Annotated in this window: 18 protein-coding genes and 1 other annotated feature; of the genes, 2 read left to right on the top strand and 16 right to left on the bottom strand. The window is 36.7% G+C overall.

All coding sequences use genetic code 11. The features are described from left to right. Window position 1: 1 nt before the first annotated feature. Window positions 2-1,558, bottom strand: coding sequence for an L-aspartate oxidase (nadB, locus tag AC4GZ8_RS07635; RefSeq protein ID WP_491081243.1), 1,557 nt, complete (start codon window positions 1,556-1,558; stop codon window positions 2-4). Window positions 1,559-1,671: 113 nt separating this feature from the next. Between nadB and AC4GZ8_RS07630 the strand changes: the two genes are divergently transcribed. Together AC4GZ8_RS07630 and AC4GZ8_RS07625 are read left to right on the top strand one after the other, a co-directional pair. After that, the gene (locus tag AC4GZ8_RS07630) at window positions 1,672-2,802 is read left to right on the top strand and encodes an IscS subfamily cysteine desulfurase (protein WP_491081571.1); all 1,131 of its coding nucleotides are present in this window, start codon (window positions 1,672-1,674) and stop codon (window positions 2,800-2,802) included. A 14-nt stretch (window positions 2,803-2,816) separates the two neighbouring features. Next, window positions 2,817-3,362, top strand: a complete 546-nt coding sequence (locus tag AC4GZ8_RS07625; RefSeq protein WP_491081242.1) for a transcription repressor NadR — start codon at window positions 2,817-2,819, stop codon at window positions 3,360-3,362. A gap of 78 nt (window positions 3,363-3,440) precedes the next feature. Here the strand turns inward: AC4GZ8_RS07625 and pheA are convergent, their stop codons facing one another. The 15 genes from pheA to AC4GZ8_RS07550 form a co-directional block, all read right to left on the bottom strand. Next, window positions 3,441-4,319, bottom strand: coding sequence for a prephenate dehydratase (pheA, locus tag AC4GZ8_RS07620; RefSeq protein ID WP_491081570.1), 879 nt, complete (start codon window positions 4,317-4,319; stop codon window positions 3,441-3,443). A gap of 20 nt (window positions 4,320-4,339) precedes the next feature. Further along, window positions 4,340-4,783, bottom strand: a complete 444-nt coding sequence (locus tag AC4GZ8_RS07615) for an ACT domain-containing protein (protein WP_491081241.1) — start codon at window positions 4,781-4,783, stop codon at window positions 4,340-4,342. A gap of 161 nt (window positions 4,784-4,944) precedes the next feature. After that, window positions 4,945-6,228: a GTPase ObgE gene (obgE, locus tag AC4GZ8_RS07610; protein ID WP_491081240.1), complete on the bottom strand. Its 1,284-nt coding sequence runs from the start codon at window positions 6,226-6,228 to the stop codon at window positions 4,945-4,947. A 214-nt stretch (window positions 6,229-6,442) separates the two neighbouring features. Next, window positions 6,443-7,024: a Spo0B C-terminal domain-containing protein gene (locus AC4GZ8_RS07605; RefSeq protein ID WP_491081238.1), complete on the bottom strand. Its 582-nt coding sequence runs from the start codon at window positions 7,022-7,024 to the stop codon at window positions 6,443-6,445. 501 nt (window positions 7,025-7,525) lie between these two features. After that, entirely contained in the window at window positions 7,526-7,816 is a 291-nt protein-coding gene (rpmA, locus tag AC4GZ8_RS07600; protein WP_095302399.1) for a 50S ribosomal protein L27, read from the bottom strand. A gap of 18 nt (window positions 7,817-7,834) precedes the next feature. After that, window positions 7,835-8,167, bottom strand: a complete 333-nt coding sequence (locus AC4GZ8_RS07595) for a ribosomal-processing cysteine protease Prp (RefSeq protein WP_491081236.1) — start codon at window positions 8,165-8,167, stop codon at window positions 7,835-7,837. Between the two features lie 11 nt (window positions 8,168-8,178). Then, the gene (gene rplU, locus AC4GZ8_RS07590) at window positions 8,179-8,487 is read right to left on the bottom strand and encodes a 50S ribosomal protein L21 (protein WP_491081235.1); all 309 of its coding nucleotides are present in this window, start codon (window positions 8,485-8,487) and stop codon (window positions 8,179-8,181) included. Window positions 8,488-8,498: 11 nt separating this feature from the next. After that, window positions 8,499-8,577, bottom strand: a sequence feature (ribosomal protein L21 leader region). A 73-nt stretch (window positions 8,578-8,650) separates the two neighbouring features. Beyond that, entirely contained in the window at window positions 8,651-10,117 is a 1,467-nt protein-coding gene (locus AC4GZ8_RS07585; RefSeq protein WP_491081234.1) for an Rne/Rng family ribonuclease, read from the bottom strand. 74 nt (window positions 10,118-10,191) lie between these two features. Continuing rightward, on the bottom strand, window positions 10,192-11,058 hold the full coding sequence (locus tag AC4GZ8_RS07580) for a M50 family metallopeptidase (RefSeq protein ID WP_491081233.1): 867 nt from the start codon (window positions 11,056-11,058) through the stop codon (window positions 10,192-10,194). Then, window positions 11,051-11,848, bottom strand: coding sequence for a peptidoglycan DD-metalloendopeptidase family protein (locus AC4GZ8_RS07575; protein ID WP_491081232.1), 798 nt, complete (start codon window positions 11,846-11,848; stop codon window positions 11,051-11,053). The genes AC4GZ8_RS07580 and AC4GZ8_RS07575 overlap by 8 nt, the downstream gene beginning before the upstream one ends. Window positions 11,849-12,067: 219 nt before the next feature. Then, complete coding sequence (gene minD / locus AC4GZ8_RS07570; RefSeq protein WP_491081231.1) at window positions 12,068-12,871, bottom strand: septum site-determining protein MinD; 804 nt, start codon at window positions 12,869-12,871, stop codon at window positions 12,068-12,070. A 2-nt stretch (window positions 12,872-12,873) separates the two neighbouring features. Then, the gene (gene minC, locus AC4GZ8_RS07565; RefSeq protein WP_491081230.1) at window positions 12,874-13,557 is read right to left on the bottom strand and encodes a septum site-determining protein MinC; all 684 of its coding nucleotides are present in this window, start codon (window positions 13,555-13,557) and stop codon (window positions 12,874-12,876) included. Window positions 13,558-13,708: 151 nt separating this feature from the next. Beyond that, window positions 13,709-14,227, bottom strand: a complete 519-nt coding sequence (mreD, locus tag AC4GZ8_RS07560; protein WP_491081228.1) for a rod shape-determining protein MreD — start codon at window positions 14,225-14,227, stop codon at window positions 13,709-13,711. Window positions 14,228-14,229: 2 nt separating this feature from the next. Then, window positions 14,230-15,165: a rod shape-determining protein MreC gene (gene mreC, locus AC4GZ8_RS07555; protein WP_491081227.1), complete on the bottom strand. Its 936-nt coding sequence runs from the start codon at window positions 15,163-15,165 to the stop codon at window positions 14,230-14,232. Window positions 15,166-15,442: 277 nt separating this feature from the next. Further along, window positions 15,443-16,465, bottom strand: a complete 1,023-nt coding sequence (locus tag AC4GZ8_RS07550) for a rod shape-determining protein (protein WP_491081226.1) — start codon at window positions 16,463-16,465, stop codon at window positions 15,443-15,445. Window positions 16,466-16,577: the final 112 nt, after the last annotated feature.

Genomic DNA, 16,577 nt, shown 5'->3' with positions numbered 1-16,577 from the left:
CTTAAACCCCCACAAACATTTCGGATTTTGTTACGATTACTTGTTTTGTCTTCCATTTAAAGTCATTTCGTTGCGGATAATCGATTCGATAGTGGCCGCCTCTACTCTCTGTTCTTTTTAGGGCAGATGTTGCAATAACCCACCCTATTGTTAACATATTGACAACTTCTATCTCATGATTTGTGAAATCATTCACATTAATGTTTTGAAAAGAAATCTGATCCCGATACTTTTCAAACCAATTGATCGCATATAGTAATTCTGTTCTTTTCCGTTGAATCCCAACAAAAGTTGTCATAATTTCTTGTATTTGCTTTTTTGTTGGTAAATACGGTTTTGATTTTTCTTCCATTTGTTTCGTGAGATGCTTTGTTTCTCCTTGCTGTGTGAATACAGGCAGTTTAGAGTTGATATAGTTTGCTATCCTTCTCCCAAAGACGAGCCCTTCTAAAAGTGAGTTACTTGCTAATCGATTAGCTCCATGAACACCTGTACACGCAGCCTCACCTACGGCATATAAGTTTTGGATATTTGTCTCACCATTCTCATTTGTTTTAATACCGCCCATTAAAAAATGCATGCCTGGTGCAACAGGTATTCTATCACTTGCTACATCAATACCGTACCTCCTGCACATAGTTGAAATGGTAGGAAATCTAGATGAGAAATTTTTAATCCTTGTAATATCGAGAAACACATGGTTTCCTTTTTGCATTTCATAAAATATAGCTCGAGAGACAATATCTCTTGGGGCAAGATCTGCTTGATGATGGATTTTATGCATAAAGGGTTCCCCATTTTGGGTAACTAAAATTGCCCCTTCACCTCTTACTGCTTCAGAAATTAATCCCATACACTTTCCATTTATGTGAAGCATTGTTGGATGAAATTGAACAAACTCCATATCTGCTAACTCAGCACCGGCTCGGAATGCCATCGCGATCCCATCTCCTGTAATAACATCTGCGTTTGATGTTTGACCATAAACAGCTCCACAGCCACCACTGGCTATAATAATGTTACTGGCGAAATACGAATTTATCTCACCTTGAATATTTCTCGTGTATACACCTTTGCAAACATTTTGTTCAATGATTAAATCTAATGCTATTTCATTTTCAACAATTTGAACAAAAGGCTTTGACTGTTGAAACAGAAAACTCGTAAGCTCTTTACCCGTTGAATCCCCACCTGCATGAATAATCCGATTATGGCTGTGAGCACCTTCTTTTCCGAGTAACAATTCACCATTTGTGTCACAGTCAAACTGGACTCCTCTTTGAATCCATTCATTTAATTCTTTAGGTCCTTCTTGAACGAGATATTCTACATTTCTAGCGTTATTGTGATAACAACCGGCAGCCATGGTATCCTCAAAATGTTTTTTCCATGAATCACTTTGAGCGACCGCTGCTGCTATACCACCCTGAGCGAGCATTGAATTACTTTCTGCCCACGAAGATTTTGTCATTATTTTTACATGTTTATGACGTAGATGGTATGCAACAGATAGTGCTGCAAGTCCACTACCGATAATAATAACATCTGTTTGAGGCATAACACCCTCCTGTAATTTACACCTGTCTTGACACCTATATTTACATAAATTTAAAATAATGACAAGAGTTTTTATTGATGATCTATAAGATTAAGAGAATACTAGGAGTGAAAATATTGATTTATTTCGATTACGCTGCAACAACACCGATGAGTGACAATGCACTTAATGTATATGTTAAAGCCGCAAGAAATGCTTTTGGCAATAGCAGTAGCTTACACGATATAGGAGAAATTTCAGCAAAAACACTTTCTGCCTCAAGAAAAATCATAGCAAAAATTGTCAATGGCCATGAAAAAGGAATCTATTTTACTAGCGGCGGCAGTGAAGCAAATATCATCGCTGTTCAATCTTTATTAAATGGAATACAGCATAGAAAACATATTATTACATCTGCTCATGAACACTCTTCTCTTCATACATTTTTTAATAGCCTTGAATCTAAGGGTTATCATATATCGTATTTACGTCCAAATCATCAGGGCATCATTAGCCTAGAACAAATTCAACGTGAGTTAAAAAAAGAGACAGCCCTGGTTTCAATTCAGCATGGAAATTCCGAGATTGGTACACTTAATCCAATTGAAGACTTTGGTTTATTTTTAAGAGAAAAAAACGTGGTTTTTCACAGTGATTGTGTTCAAACTTTCGGCAAGATTCCTATTGATGTAAAAAACATTGATGCTATAAGTATCTCAAGCCATAAAATTTATGGCCCTAAAGGTGTGGGTGCAGCATATATTAACCCTTCTGTTCATTGGCAGCCAATTATCCCGGGAACTACTCATGAATCAGGCTTCCGACCTGGTACACTTGATGTCCCGGCTATAGCCGCCTTTGCAACAGCTGCAAACGATATTGCGAAAGAGCAGAAGCAACTGTACGATCACTTTGTGCAATTAAAAAGTGAGCTTATTCAATTACTTGAACCTTGTCGTAATAAAATTATCTTGATAAATGCCGATTTCCCTCATACTCTTCCTAATATCCTGCCCTTGTTTTTTAAAGGAATTGAGGGTCAGTATATGATGTTAGAATGCAATCGTTTTGGTTTTGCTATTTCGACAGGGAGTGCCTGCCAAGTTGGCATGCAGGCACCTTCACGCTCATTATTAGCATTAGGTTATAATGAACAACAAGCAAAACAATATGGTAGAATTTCTTTAGGAAAAGAGACAACCTCTACACAAGTTGAGGAATTGAGTAAAGTAATGATTAAAGTTGTTGGGAACTTTCGAAGATGAAAGGAAAGAATAAGATGAATTCTGAAAAGTTACTAGGAGAAGAAAGAAGAAGTCTGTTATTAGACAAATTAATAAAAGCGGACCAACCGATTACAGGTGGAGAGCTTGCGGCATTCGCAAATGTTAGTAGACAGGTCATTGTTCAAGATATTTCGCTGCTAAAAGCAAAAAATCACCCTATCATCGCAACAAGCCAAGGGTATGTGTATTTAGAAAAAAATCAACAAAACCAACAAATGGAGGAGAGAATTATTGCTGTTAAACATTCTCCCTCACAAACAAAAGATGAATTAACAATCATAGTCGATCATGGAGTTTTTATAAAGGATGTAATAGTTGAGCATCCTGTGTACGGAGATCTAACTGCCTCAATCAGAGTTGGAAACCGTAAGGAAGTCGAAGAATTTATGAAGAAGATAAACCAGAATAAAGCCTCCTATCTCTCGCAGTTAACAGAAGGTTTGCATTTGCATACATTGCAAGCAGATTCGATTGAAAAGCTTGACCGTGCTTGCCAGGAATTAGATCGAGCTGGATATTTAGTAAAAGAAGACAGTTAATCATATGCTAATGGTAAAGGACAGCAAAATGTACGCTCAACGTACTTTGCTGCCCTTTTTCATATTTTTAAAAGTTGCTTAAACACCTTCTTCAATTTCTTGTCGAATAAAAAAAGCCTCGTACGTACCTAATAGCTTTACTCCGCAACCTAACGCCTCTAATTCAGCAATTGCTCCAGGTATCAGAACCTCATCTACTTTCATATCAATATCTATAATAAAGAAATAATTCCCTAAACCTGTTTTCATTGGTCTTGACTCAATTTTTGAAAGATTTAGCTTTCTCCAAGTAAAAGCCGATAACACTTGATGAAGGGCACCAGATTGATCAGATGGTAATGTCACCATGAGTGTTGTTTTCTCTTTATCTGCCTTTAACTTTGTACTTGGATATTTGCCATCCACTGTTGGATGTACAATAGCAAACCGAGTATGATTATAATGATAATCATGAATATTTTCTTGAACGACCTCTAATCCATACTCTTTAGCAGCAAGCTTATTCGCAATGGCAGCTACTAAATCTTCAGGGTGATTTTTAACGTATTGAGCAGCAGCCCCAGTGGAAGTTGCATACTCATATGTAATCCCCTTAAAGTTTTTATGCAAAAATTTATGACATTGAGCTATTGCATGAGAATGAGAGTAAACATGAGTAATCTTTCTCCATTCCTTTTTATTAGCTGGGTGAACCATAAAATGTTGTTCAATTGGTGATACAATCTCTCCTACAATATATAATGGTTGTTCATGGATTAAATAATCAATTGTTAAATTAACAGAACCTTCGAGTGCATTTTCAGTCGGCACTACAGCATAATCAATTTCTCCATCTGCAACTGCATCGATGCATTGAGGAATGGTTGAATAAGCTATTTGCTCGATTTCCTCACCGAAGTATGATTGTACAGCTAAGTGTGTAAATGTTGCTCGTGGGCCTAAAAATCCTACTTTAATTGTCAACTACCTTCAACTCCTTATGCTCCCTGACCTAAAATCTCTACCTTTTCAACAAACTCTAAACGTCTTAATTTCGCCATCAAGTGATTAATATCTTCATTCATTCCGTTCGTATTTAAAGATAATGTTACATTAGCTCGACCTTGTATAGGTATTGTCTGATGGATCGTCAAGACATTACAGCCCGCATTTGCAACGACTGACAATAATTGTGAGAGTGTACCGCTCCGATCTTCTAAATGAAAGAAAAGGGTGATTAATTTTTCCTTTACCATTGTATGGAAAGGGAAGACAGCATCACGATATTTATAAAAAGCACTGCGACTCATATCTACTCGCTGAACCGCTTCTGCCACTGAGTCAACCTTGCCTCTTTCAATTAATTTCTTTACTTCAAGCGTTTTTTTCATCGCTTCAGGAAGTATATCTTCTCTCACTAAATAAAAGGTATCATCCTTCATGATTTCCCTCCCATATTTTTCTCAATGTAGATAATTTATCACAATATTGGCTAAATTTCTTCACTTTTCCTAAGAAAAACGTAAGATTCGTTCAAAAAAACGTATTTTTTGTTATATACATAAAAAGAGAGCCGTTCAGCCCTCTCTTTTTCATACCTATGTTATTCAACAAACTCAAATTCATAATCCAATAATTTTACAATATCTCCATCCTCTGCACCACGTGCTCTTAATGCTTCATCCACCCCTAAGCCACGAAGCTGTCTAGCAAACCTTCTAACTGATTCTTCACGTGAGAAATCTGTCATTTTAAATAACTTTTCAATTTTCTCACCTGTCAGTACATAGGCTCCTTCACTATCACGTGTAATAGCAAAATTCGGTTCTTCTTTCTTAAATTCGTACACAACACGGTTTTCAGTAGCTTCTTCTTCATAAAGCGGAAACTCTGGAGTTTGTTCAATTGCATCTGCTACAGCATATAATAGTTCCCGAACACCTTCTCTTGTAATAGCAGATATTGGAAAAATCTGAACATCATCTTCAATCTTTTTCTTAAATTCATCAAGGTTTTCCTCAGCATCCGGCATGTCCATTTTATTTGCAACAATGATTTGCGGTCTCTCTGTTAAACGCAAATTATATTCTTTAAGCTCTGCATTTATGGTTAAATAATCTTCATAGGGATCTCTTCCCTCTAAACCGGACATATCGATAACGTGGACGATGACACGGGTACGCTCAATATGTCTTAAAAATTGATGACCTAATCCAACACCCTGATGTGCTCCTTCAATTAAGCCTGGTAAATCGGCCATTACAAAGCTTCGACCATCTTCAGTTTCGACCATTCCCAGATTAGGGACAAGGGTTGTAAAATGATATTCTGCAATTTTCGGCTTTGCAGAGGATACAACTGATAACAAGGTGGATTTCCCTACGCTTGGAAACCCAACTAATCCTACATCTGCAAGGACTTTTAATTCTAAAATAACATTTCGTTCTACACCAGGCTCACCATTTTCTGAAAGCTCTGGAGCTGGATTTGCCGGGGTTGCAAAACGCGTATTTCCACGACCACCACGTCCACCTTTAGCAATAACAGCTTGCTGACCATGCTCTGTTAAATCAGCGATAATTTGCCCTGTTTCTTCATCTGTCACAACTGTCCCTGGTGGAACCTTTACAATCATCGGTGGAGAATTTTTACCGTGCTGATTTTTGGACATCCCGTGCTCACCGCGTGGTGCTTTAAAGTGTCGCTTGTAGCGGAAGTCCATTAATGTTCGTAATCCTTCCTCTACTTCAAACACTACATCTGCGCCATTACCACCGTCACCTCCAGCAGGTCCGCCTTTTGGGACATATTTTTCACGACGGAACGCAACCATTCCGTTTCCACCGTCGCCACCTTTTACATAAACCTTGACCTGATCGACAAACATCTGTCTTCCTCCGTTCTATATACCTATCTTAAAAAATGCGTAAACGCCTTGATCAGCCCCGACAAGCATAAGTCTATTTGAAATAGAAGTCGTTCTTTGCCTTCAATTTCAAATTGACTTATGACCACGAGGGGCTAGGCGCTGGAGCTGAACAACAAAACTAAGTACAGATTTTATACTTTCATACACCTTAAAGAAGTTTCCTTCATAATCCTTAGCTTTCTTCTTCATCGTAGATTCTCGTTTCATCTACTGAAATTGCTGCAGTTACTTGATATGCCTGAATATCAAATTCTTCAATACAAATTGGACTATGGTCTATTTCTTGACGCCAATTTGCTATTTGTTCTATATCATTTATTATTCCTTCGAAATCAAAAAAGAAACGCACAGTTTCTTCTGATGTATGCCCGGTATGTATTGTAATACAGACGCGATTTTCTCCAGTTTGATCAGCAACATTATCTAGTATATCCAAAAACTTTTTACTCCATTGAGTGATGGGTTCATCATATTGTGCAATATTTCTTGTATCTCCTAATACCTCATATTCTAATAAAAAACGACGGTTACTCCAATTGAAGGTCATTAGGTAACTTGCGAAAAGCGGTATATTTAAATTACACAGTTTTGACTCTTGTTGTGCTTCAATAACAATTTCTTCCACAATCTCTTGTACACGATCGTATCTTTGTAATGAAAGATTTCCTTTAATTAATTGCAGCTTGTTCATCCAATCATGCCGCGAATGACTTAAAATATTAACAATATCTATCTCATTTTGTTTATTTTTCATACAATTTCTCCTACTAGGTTATTTTCATAAAGGAGTTTATTACCGATTTAAGGCTGTATTAAAAATTATAACAAACATTGTTTTAGAAAATAAGAATATTTTCTAATTTGATTCATTTAAATATTGTCTTTTTAAAATAGGTGTTTTCGAAAATTTATTGTTATGTAATAAGTATTGGAATGGTTAAGTTCTGTTCCAATCACTCTAAACAGTATTTGGTCAAAGTTCCTATATAAAAACAACAATTATTTGATGTGAGCCAAAAATATGATGGATTAATGGTTTAAATTTGTTTGAATCAGTCTTATGTATCATTTGATTTAAGCTGGAGTTAATAGAAGATTAGAAATAGAAGCGTTAAGTAGAATGTTGTAAATGTAAAATCTGTTTGTCTATCTAACATTATCCATTTATTCCTTTATAGGAGTTAGTTTCATGGAAACTGTTAAGAAGCCTTAAAAAAACTCTAACCTGATACCAGGCTAGAGTTTTAAGTAAGCTTTATGCTTCTTGAGCTACTGGATATACGCTAACTTTTTTGCGGTCACGTCCGAAACGCTCGAACTTAACAACACCATCAACTTTAGCATATAGCGTATCATCACCGCCACGGCCAACGTTTTCACCTGGGTAAATCTTTGTACCACGTTGACGGTAAAGAATTGAACCACCAGAAACAAATTGACCATCTGCACGCTTAGCACCAAGACGTTTTGCGATAGAGTCACGACCGTTTTTAGTCGAACCTACCCCTTTCTTAGATGCGAAGAACTGAAGATCTAATCTTAACATGAAGTTTCACCTCCTGCTTTATTCATCTGATACCGAAATATATTGTCCATATTCTCTTTCAATTGTTTGGAGAGAGACAACCATACCTTCTAACAATAATTGAACTTTATCACTCGTTGACTGGTCGAGATTTGATGGAAGTTTTACTTGTAAAAATCCACCATCCCCGCCTTGATCAATTTGTGGTTCAATATTCGTAAGTGATAGTACTGCATTCACAGCACCAAAGGTAACAGCAGAAGCTCCAGCACAAACAATATCCTTGCCGTATTCATCGAATTCAGCATGTCCAGAGAGTGTGAACGATGTGATAAGTCCCTTATTTGAACGATAAATATTTGCATTTATCATTTCAAATCGCCTTACGCGTTGATTTTTTCAATCACAACTTTTGTGTATGGCTGACGGTGACCTTGTTTTTTACGGTAGTTTTTCTTAGCTTTATATTTGAAAACAGTGATTTTCTTTTGACGACCTTGTTTTTCAACTTTTGCTGTAACAGTCGCACCGCTCACAGTTGGGCTACCAACTTGAACGTTGTCTCCACCTACAAATAAAACTTTGTCAAACGTTACCGTTTCACCTTGATCAGCACCTAGTTTTTCAACATAGATTACTTGACCTTCTTCAACCTTGATTTGTTTTCCACCAGTTTCGATAATTGCGTACATTCTTGCACCTCCTATAAACTAAGACTCGCCAAAATCAGGTGAATGCTAAGCATTACTTTAATACCTTGATCTGAGCGGTTGTAGCACGGGTGCGCTACAAGTCATAACATGTTACATATTATCAAATCCTTATAGATTATGCAACTAATTTTTTCACATGACCTTATGGACTATATGATGATATTTTTTCCATAATTGCTCGTCCATCACCCATTTGTTTAATCGAATAGGTTGGAACATGCGAGTCAAGCTCTGTAAATATAATTTTATATTTTAATACATCTTCAAGCTTATTTAGATGTGTTTCATTTTTCCCCTTTACCAGGTCAATTACTTCCCTAGTTGCTTCAATCCACATAGCATCCTCATCCATAAATTGATATTCCCATAGTTCCCGCTCCAATTTATATGCAACTGACTCCGCTGAGACTATTCTACCTAAGCCGCGACACGTTGTACAAAGTTGTGTCAAAGTACTCTCTAATGGCTTACGAGTTTTCTTTCTTGTTATTTGTAAAATATTCAATTCTGTAAAACCAATTACCTTATGCTGAACCCGATCCTTTTTCATCACCGATTTCATTGTCTCTAGAACCTTCATTTGATCTTGTTTATGCTTCATATCAATAAAATCAATTAATATCATTCCACTAAGATTTCTTAATCGAATTTGTTTTGCAATTTCTATTGCAGCAAGCTCATTCGTTTTAAGAACAGTGTCACGCATCGATAATTTCCCGGAAAATTTTCCAGTATTGACGTCAATAATTGTCATTGCTTCTGTTTGCTCAATTATTATGTATGCCCCGTTTTTTAACCATACTAATGGCTTAAGTAATTTTTCAATTTCTTGCTCTATTTTAAATGTGGAAAAGATTCCTTCTCTTAGATCATGATATTGAATAGATGTATGAGGAAAAAGGTGCTTCAGCTGCTGAACACGCTCGATTTGGTCACTTATCAATAAATCTTCTTCTTTTATCACGAGCTCAGACAAAATCCTGTCTATAAAGCTTTTAGATTCAACCAAACTACCCGGCTTATCACTTGTTTGGTTTATCACCTTTAAAAATTTCTGCTTTAAGTGGTTATATTCTTTTTCCAGCTCTTCCTTTGAACGCTCTATTGAGGCTGTACGGAAGACCAGCCCTTCTTGATTCTGACATAATGATTGAGCTATGTCTAAAAGGCGGCTTCTTTCCCTCTCATCCTGAACTTTCTTTGAAACCGCCATATAATTTCCATAAGGCATATAGACAAGTAAATGACCACCAAATTCAAGATTCATGGTCAGCTTTGGTCCCTTTTGTTCCGTCCCTACTTTTACAACTTGAACGAGAATTTTTTCTCCTTCTTTCACATAATGAGAAATCGATGGTTTTGCCTCAGTTTGTTTTGATTGTTGAAAACTTAATAGATCATTTCGATGAAGGTATCCATTTTGTGATAGCCCAATATCAACAAATGCCGCCTGCATACCGGGGAGTACCTTTTTAACTCGACCAATATATATATTTCCAACAATTTCATTATCAGAGGAATTAGATTGGTGAATTTCAACTAAATGATCTTCTTCAAAAATTGCACACCGAGTTTCTCTTCCTTTTTCATTTATAATGATTTTACGCACGTTTGATTTAACTCTCTTTCTATGGGTTTCTAAGTATATTGCTTAAGCTTCCTTATTCTAGCATCTTATCTAATTTAATAGACATACACAAGGTCTCCTATTTTAGAGTCTGTTAATTTATTAGCAAAAAATGCATGTAATAATTCATTCTCATCCATCTCTGACACCTTTGTTCCGTTCCGCTCAACAACAATTAAATGCTTACAGCCCCGTTGAAATTGCAGAAGTACATGATAAACCAACTCAGATTCATCTACAACAATCGGTTTGATCCGATTTATTTGGGTTTGCTTTCCATAATATCTTTCCATTAAAAATCGCAGACAGCTATACATTCTGTTTTTATGTTCATGATATAGACTATATATGAGAAAGGTTGTAATAATCCACATATTCAAATGTGTAGGGGACAATATGAGAATAGCTGCTACATAAAAAATTAAAAAGATAATAGACGCCAGCATCATATAGGAATGAGCTTTTTGATATGACCAATATTTCGAAAATATAATAAATAATAGCTTACCACCGTCTAATGGCCACACGGGTAATAAATTAAACAAAAGAATCGATACGTTATAAAAAGTGAAAAGTTGATAGTCACCTACATTCATAAACCCTGTCGCATGAAGGAGAAACACTGCTCCCTGAAGCCATAGATGCTGAATTGGTCCTGCTAGAACAACTATACATTCTTCCCTTAACGATCGATTCCCATGTTCATCAACCTCAGCAACCCCGCCAAATGGGAGAAGCATAATGGACTTTAACCTCCAAGAAAAAAAATGAGCAAGTGTTGCATGGCCCATTTCATGTACAAAAATAATGATCATTAAAAAAAACAGTGGTTTAAAGTTAGCTGTAATGACACTTATTCCAATCATGACCCATAACAAAGGATGTATATGAATTTTTTGAAAAAGTGAGAGGTATCTATTCAAATTGTATCACCTGAATTGGGTCAATAAAGGAGTCACCCTTTTTGATTGCGAAATAGTAAGTTCCCTTTTGATTATCAGAAAGCTTAATTTTTCCTAACTCTGTTCCCTTTTCTACAAAATCATATAGCGGAACATCGATTTTATCTAAGTTTCCATACCAGGATTTTGTCCCATCAGCATGTTGAAGAACAATCGTAAGCCCCGTTTCTTCTTTTTCACCTGCTTCGATGATGATTCCCTCATTCATTGCTTCAACAGAAGTTCGATTTGTTTCAACCATAATACCTTGGCCATTATCTTTAAACGATTCTAACACCTTCCCCGATGCAGGAGTTGCAAGCTCTGCTAACTCTGTTTTTTCATTTTCTGATTTTTCACTGCCAGATGTACCAGTGTCAAACAAAGCTAATGGTTCACCAAACTGATCACGATACCATTTTGAAACAGTGGCAAACTGAAATTCTTCTTCAAGTGAGTAATGTACAGCTGATTTCACTTTGTCAAACATTGGAGATCCATTTTTAAAAACGATAGCTGTTAATAATACTAAAACCGCTGAAAATAAAATTTTGAATATAAAGACTTCAACACGGAAAAGCGGGTGGGCATCATTATTTTTTCCTGGTCCACCTTCATAAGTAGGTGGTGAATATACGCCACCATATCGCTCCTCATCACTCATAAATAGCGATGTTCTTTGTGACATGTCTTGGCTATTACTTCCTAGTAAACCTCGGTCTCGCTTTCTTTTTGCAATTCTCTTTCTAACTTCATCCGCTCGATGACTCATCCCCATCCATCCTTTTAGCAAGTTTGTACAAGTGTATGCCTTGTCCTTATAGATTATGAACATTTTTAAAGGAGCTCCAATGGAAAGTTAGCCGCTGATATAGGACCTAAAGAAGAAAAGAAGATAAAAAAAGAAAAAGACCAGTGTTCCATCTTTCCACTCACTTGTGGGAAGATATCGAAAGCTAGTCTTTTGATCTATTTATCTATGAATGATGATTTAAACACGCACACCGAAGAATCTCTTAAGCTTTACAAGCATCCCTTTATTTGGTTCATCTAAAGATTGTAAAGGAACGGATTCACCTAAAATACGTCGTGCAATATTACGGTAAGCAATTGCTGCACGATTGTTTGGATCCATCGCAATAGGTTCCCCATTGTTTGAAGCTTTTATCACATCATCATCATCAGCTACAATTCCAATAAGATCGATTGATAAATGAGTGACGATTTCATCTACATCCAGCATGTCCCCATTTTTCACAAGATGATTGCGGATACGATTAATAACTAACTTTGGCGGCTCAATTTCCTCCTGTTCTAACAGGCCAATAATGCGGTCTGCATCACGAACAGCCGATATTTCAGGTGTAGTCACTACAATTGCCTTGTCTGCCCCAGCTACTGCATTTTTATATCCCTGCTCAATTCCAGCCGGACAATCGATCACAATATAATCGTAATCTTGTTTCAATTCATTCACTAATTTTTTCATTTGTTCTGGCTTAACAGCTGTTTTATCACTTGTTTGTGCAGCTGGCAATAAATATAACAGATCTTCAAATCGTTTATCTTTAACTAGAGCTTGATGCATTTTACAACGCCCTTCTACTACATCAACCAAATCATAGATAATACGATTCTCAAGTCCCATTACGACATCCAGGTTTCGAAGACCGATGTCTGTATCTACTAGACAAACTCGTTTGCCCAATATAGCTAAAGCTGTCCCAATATTAGCTGATGTCGTTGTTTTACCAACGCCACCTTTCCCTGAGGTAACGACAATTGCTTCACCCATTGTTAGATTCCTCCTTCAAACCTTGTTAAATTTGGTCGTAGATGAGTAAGTTGCTGTAATCTCTCAATTACCATTTCTTCACCTTCATTAAGATAAGCACATTCCATCTCAGAACCCTCATTAGGGATATGATCTGGAGCTCGATTAATGATGTCACCAATTCGTAGTTGTGCTGGCTTCATAAGAGAAGCAACAATAACTGCTTGGCTATTTCCATCACAACCCGCATGAGCAATCCCTTTTAAAGCACCTAAAATAAAAATATTTCCAGAAGCAATGACCGCTCCACCAGGATTCACATCACCAATGAGCAATAAATCTCCCTTAATTTTTAATATTTGTCCAGAACGAACAATTTTTGTAACTGACACTATTTCAGTCTCTTTTTTTAACCTTAATGCCTCGTCCTTCGTAATTACATTGCTTTCAATTGATTCAACTAAAAGATTCCGCTTTTGTTTTATAACTGATTCTAGTTTTTCTCGCTGATTCGTATTAATTAAACGGTTTCCAACCTTAACATTTACTCCAATAACAGGGCCAGCCTGTTGAACGTACTGTTTTAAAGAAAGCATCTCCTCTAATTCTTGAAGCAATTGGTCAAAAGAACATGAATCATCGAGATGCAACGTTAAGCCATCTTTCGTGCCTTTGATCGTAACATATTGTTGTTTTTGGACCTTCATGACGTTCACCTCAACGATTTTACTATTCGACAGAACAGCCCGAATTCCTTTTTTTTGCGTGATAATAATGTGATCATTTTTTTAGAAAAACTTGGCTTATTGCCATGTCGTTAAAAATAAGCCATAACATAGTCAAAAGTGTTTTGAATCATTAATCTTCAGATTCAGCTATTTTTAATTTAGTTAAAAAGGACTTAAGAGGGAAAATAAATAGCAACGCAACGACCAAATTTAACCCAAGAGTTGTTAGTAGTCTTTGTGTTGTAAATTGATAGAGCGACATTTTTGTCGTACCAATTACATAATTGATCCCATAGACGTAGAACTCCAAAACTGCGACTGCAAGAGTTGAAAGAAAGATCACGATATAAATTTGTCCATGAAGAACCTTCATGGCCTTTGAAATCAGATATGCTAAAAATCCATAAGCAAAAAGATAGATTCCAATCACTTCTACGTACACAACATCCTGCAAAAGACCGAAAATTAAACCAAATAGCATTCCTTGTGTTCTGTTTAAATAAACCGTGATAAAAATAACAAAAATCAACACAAATCTAGGTATATATAAATAATCTTCTCCTAAAAAAGGAAAATGCACAAGATGTGCGAAGGAACTTTCACTAATAAATGCAAAAAGGACAAGAAAGGGAAGAATAAATCGTCTCAAAATTATTCCTCCTCTTCCTCAGCTAATGCTTCAACAGGATCTTCTGAGGGAGCAACCCGATCTGCAACCCAAACTCGATCAATATCATAAAAATTAGCGGAAGGTTTGATATAGGCCATTTGTTCTAACCCATAAGAATCAGGCTCAACTTCCATGATTTCTCCGATAAGAATCCCATCTGGAAAAACTCCGCCTTTGCCAGAGGTTAAGACCTTCTGACCTTCTACAAGCTTAATATCAGACTCTATTCGACGTAGTAAAAGAGCGCCTTTTTCCTCGTCATAGCCTTCAATTAATCCTGTTACCTTATCGTTATTTTCGGTTTTATCCTCATTTGTATCATTTTCATCTTCAGTTTTCTTTGATTCAACAGGCAGAATTTCTGCTGATATTCTATTTTTCAAATCTGAAGCACTTAACAATTGTACGGTGGAAGAAAATTGTGAAGTTGATTTTACTTTCCCAATTAGCCCTTCCGCTGTTACAACAGCCATATTTGGCTCAACACCGTCTTGTTCACCTTTATCAATTGAAATATAGTCGTACCATCTATCAGGATTTCGCCCTATAACAGCTGAATAAATAGGATTATATTGTCGTAAATCTGCGACTTTTCCTAGCTCTGTTTTCAATTTTTCATTTTCAACTTTATATTCTTGAAGATCTGCCTCAAGCTGCATATACTCATCGAGTCTACTTTTTAACAGCTCATTTTCTTCGTATGTATTTTTTAGATCTTTTATATTTCCAAAAACATTTGACACATAAGTAGCAGGTTTATGAAAAATAGACTGAAAAACACTTACCGTATCTTGCAAGAATTGCTCAGGCCATGACAGCTGTCGATCGTCCTTTAACGAAAAACCAATTAATGACACTAACACAATAACACTTACCAGTAACAAGATTAGGCGTTTGTTTAGAAAAAATTGTGGCATGATGAACACCCTCTTATTCCAATTTAAAAACACACCGATAGATGATGGCAAGATGCTTGATATTCAACGACAAGCATAAAGGCAAGCAGGAATAGAAGGTCCTTATTACCTTCTATTCCTGCTTGCTTAAACCCTAGTGCCAGGCAAAGATGCGACGTCCTATCGCATATGCCTGCACTTGCACATACCGTGCTTTTGTCGTTGCATCTTGAGGTAACCTCAAAAACTATTGTCTTTTAGCATACGTTACCGGTGTTTCACTGTGATTTCGATTTTCCTAACGACTGTCTCTTGCTTTATTTTTAAATAAATGAATGTGCTCCAATGCTTTTCCTGTACCAATTGCCACACAATCCAGCGGATCTTCCGCAATTAATACCGGCATATTGGTTTCCTCGCCAATAACTTTATCAAGATTGCGAAGCAATGCCCCACCGCCGGTTAAAACAATTCCACGATCCATAATATCTGCCGCTAATTCCGGTGGCGTTTTTTCCAATGTATTTTTGACAGTGTCCACGATTGTGTATACTGTATCTTTTAAAGCTTCAGCAATTTCTGCTGCAGTAATTTCAATTGTTTTTGGTAAACCAGTTAAAAGATCGCGACCTCTTATATCCATGTTTTCTACACCATCAGGTGAACCAGCTGATCCTATTTCAACTTTAATGGCTTCAGCTGTACGATCACCAATCATTAAATTATATGTTTTTCGAATATATGTAGTAATCGCCTCATCCATCTCATCGCCTGCGACACGAATCGATTGACTTGTTACGATACCACCAAGTGATATGATCGCCACTTCAGTTGTACCGCCACCGATATCAACTACCATGCTTCCTGTAGGTTCCCATACTGGTAGATTCGCCCCAATTGCAGCTGCAAATGGCTCCTCAATTGTATATGCATCACGGGCACCTGCCTGCCTAGTTGCATCAATAACAGCTCTTTCCTCTACAGCTGTAATTCCTGATGGAACACAAACCATCACATAAGGCTTTCTTGCGAAAACACCTTTTGTCTTTGTTGCCTGCTTAATGTAATACTTCATCATCGTAGCAGTTGTTTCATAATCTGCGATGACTCCATCTTTCATTGGTCTAAGGGCAACAACATTACCAGGAGTACGTCCAATCATATTTTTTGCATCATTTCCAACGGCAACAATTTGTTTTGTGTCTGTTTGTAATGCCACTACAGATGGCTCACGAACAACAATTCCTTTTCCTTTTACAAACACAAGTGTGTTTGCAGTCCCTAAATCTATCCCAAGGTCTCTTGTACCAATACCGAACATAGGGTGTATCTTCCTTTCTGAAACGAATGTACTTTTTGCTTATTATTTTTAGGAAAATTGATAGAATACAACTTTCTTCTTTGTAAGGTAGATTAGCGTGTCATAATGAACA

Source organism: Metabacillus sp. RB-C-LZQ-3-1 (genome assembly GCF_058315175.1).
Note: the sequence above shows the minus strand (reverse complement) of the source record. Positions and strands in the feature narration are given on the sequence as shown.

Coding starts and splice junctions, on each gene's coding strand:
- AC4GZ8_RS07625 (WP_491081242.1), top strand. CDS start 2,817: ATGAATTCTGAAAAGTTACTAGGAGAAGAAAGAAGAAGTCTGTTATTA.
- minC (WP_491081230.1), bottom strand. CDS start 13,557: ATGAAGGTCCAAAAACAACAATATGTTACGATCAAAGGCACGAAAGAT.
- AC4GZ8_RS07595 (WP_491081236.1), bottom strand. CDS start 8,167: ATGATAAATGCAAATATTTATCGTTCAAATAAGGGACTTATCACATCG.
- AC4GZ8_RS07575 (WP_491081232.1), bottom strand. CDS start 11,848: ATGAGTCATCGAGCGGATGAAGTTAGAAAGAGAATTGCAAAAAGAAAG.
- mreC (WP_491081227.1), bottom strand. CDS start 15,165: ATGCCACAATTTTTTCTAAACAAACGCCTAATCTTGTTACTGGTAAGT.
- AC4GZ8_RS07615 (WP_491081241.1), bottom strand. CDS start 4,783: ATGAAGGATGATACCTTTTATTTAGTGAGAGAAGATATACTTCCTGAA.
- obgE (WP_491081240.1), bottom strand. CDS start 6,228: ATGTTTGTCGATCAGGTCAAGGTTTATGTAAAAGGTGGCGACGGTGGA.
- nadB (WP_491081243.1), bottom strand. CDS start 1,558: ATGCCTCAAACAGATGTTATTATTATCGGTAGTGGACTTGCAGCACTA.
- AC4GZ8_RS07605 (WP_491081238.1), bottom strand. CDS start 7,024: ATGAAAAATAAACAAAATGAGATAGATATTGTTAATATTTTAAGTCAT.
- rpmA (WP_095302399.1), bottom strand. CDS start 7,816: ATGTTAAGATTAGATCTTCAGTTCTTCGCATCTAAGAAAGGGGTAGGT.
- AC4GZ8_RS07550 (WP_491081226.1), bottom strand. CDS start 16,465: ATGTTCGGTATTGGTACAAGAGACCTTGGGATAGATTTAGGGACTGCA.
- minD (WP_491081231.1), bottom strand. CDS start 12,871: ATGGGTGAAGCAATTGTCGTTACCTCAGGGAAAGGTGGCGTTGGTAAA.
- rplU (WP_491081235.1), bottom strand. CDS start 8,487: ATGTACGCAATTATCGAAACTGGTGGAAAACAAATCAAGGTTGAAGAA.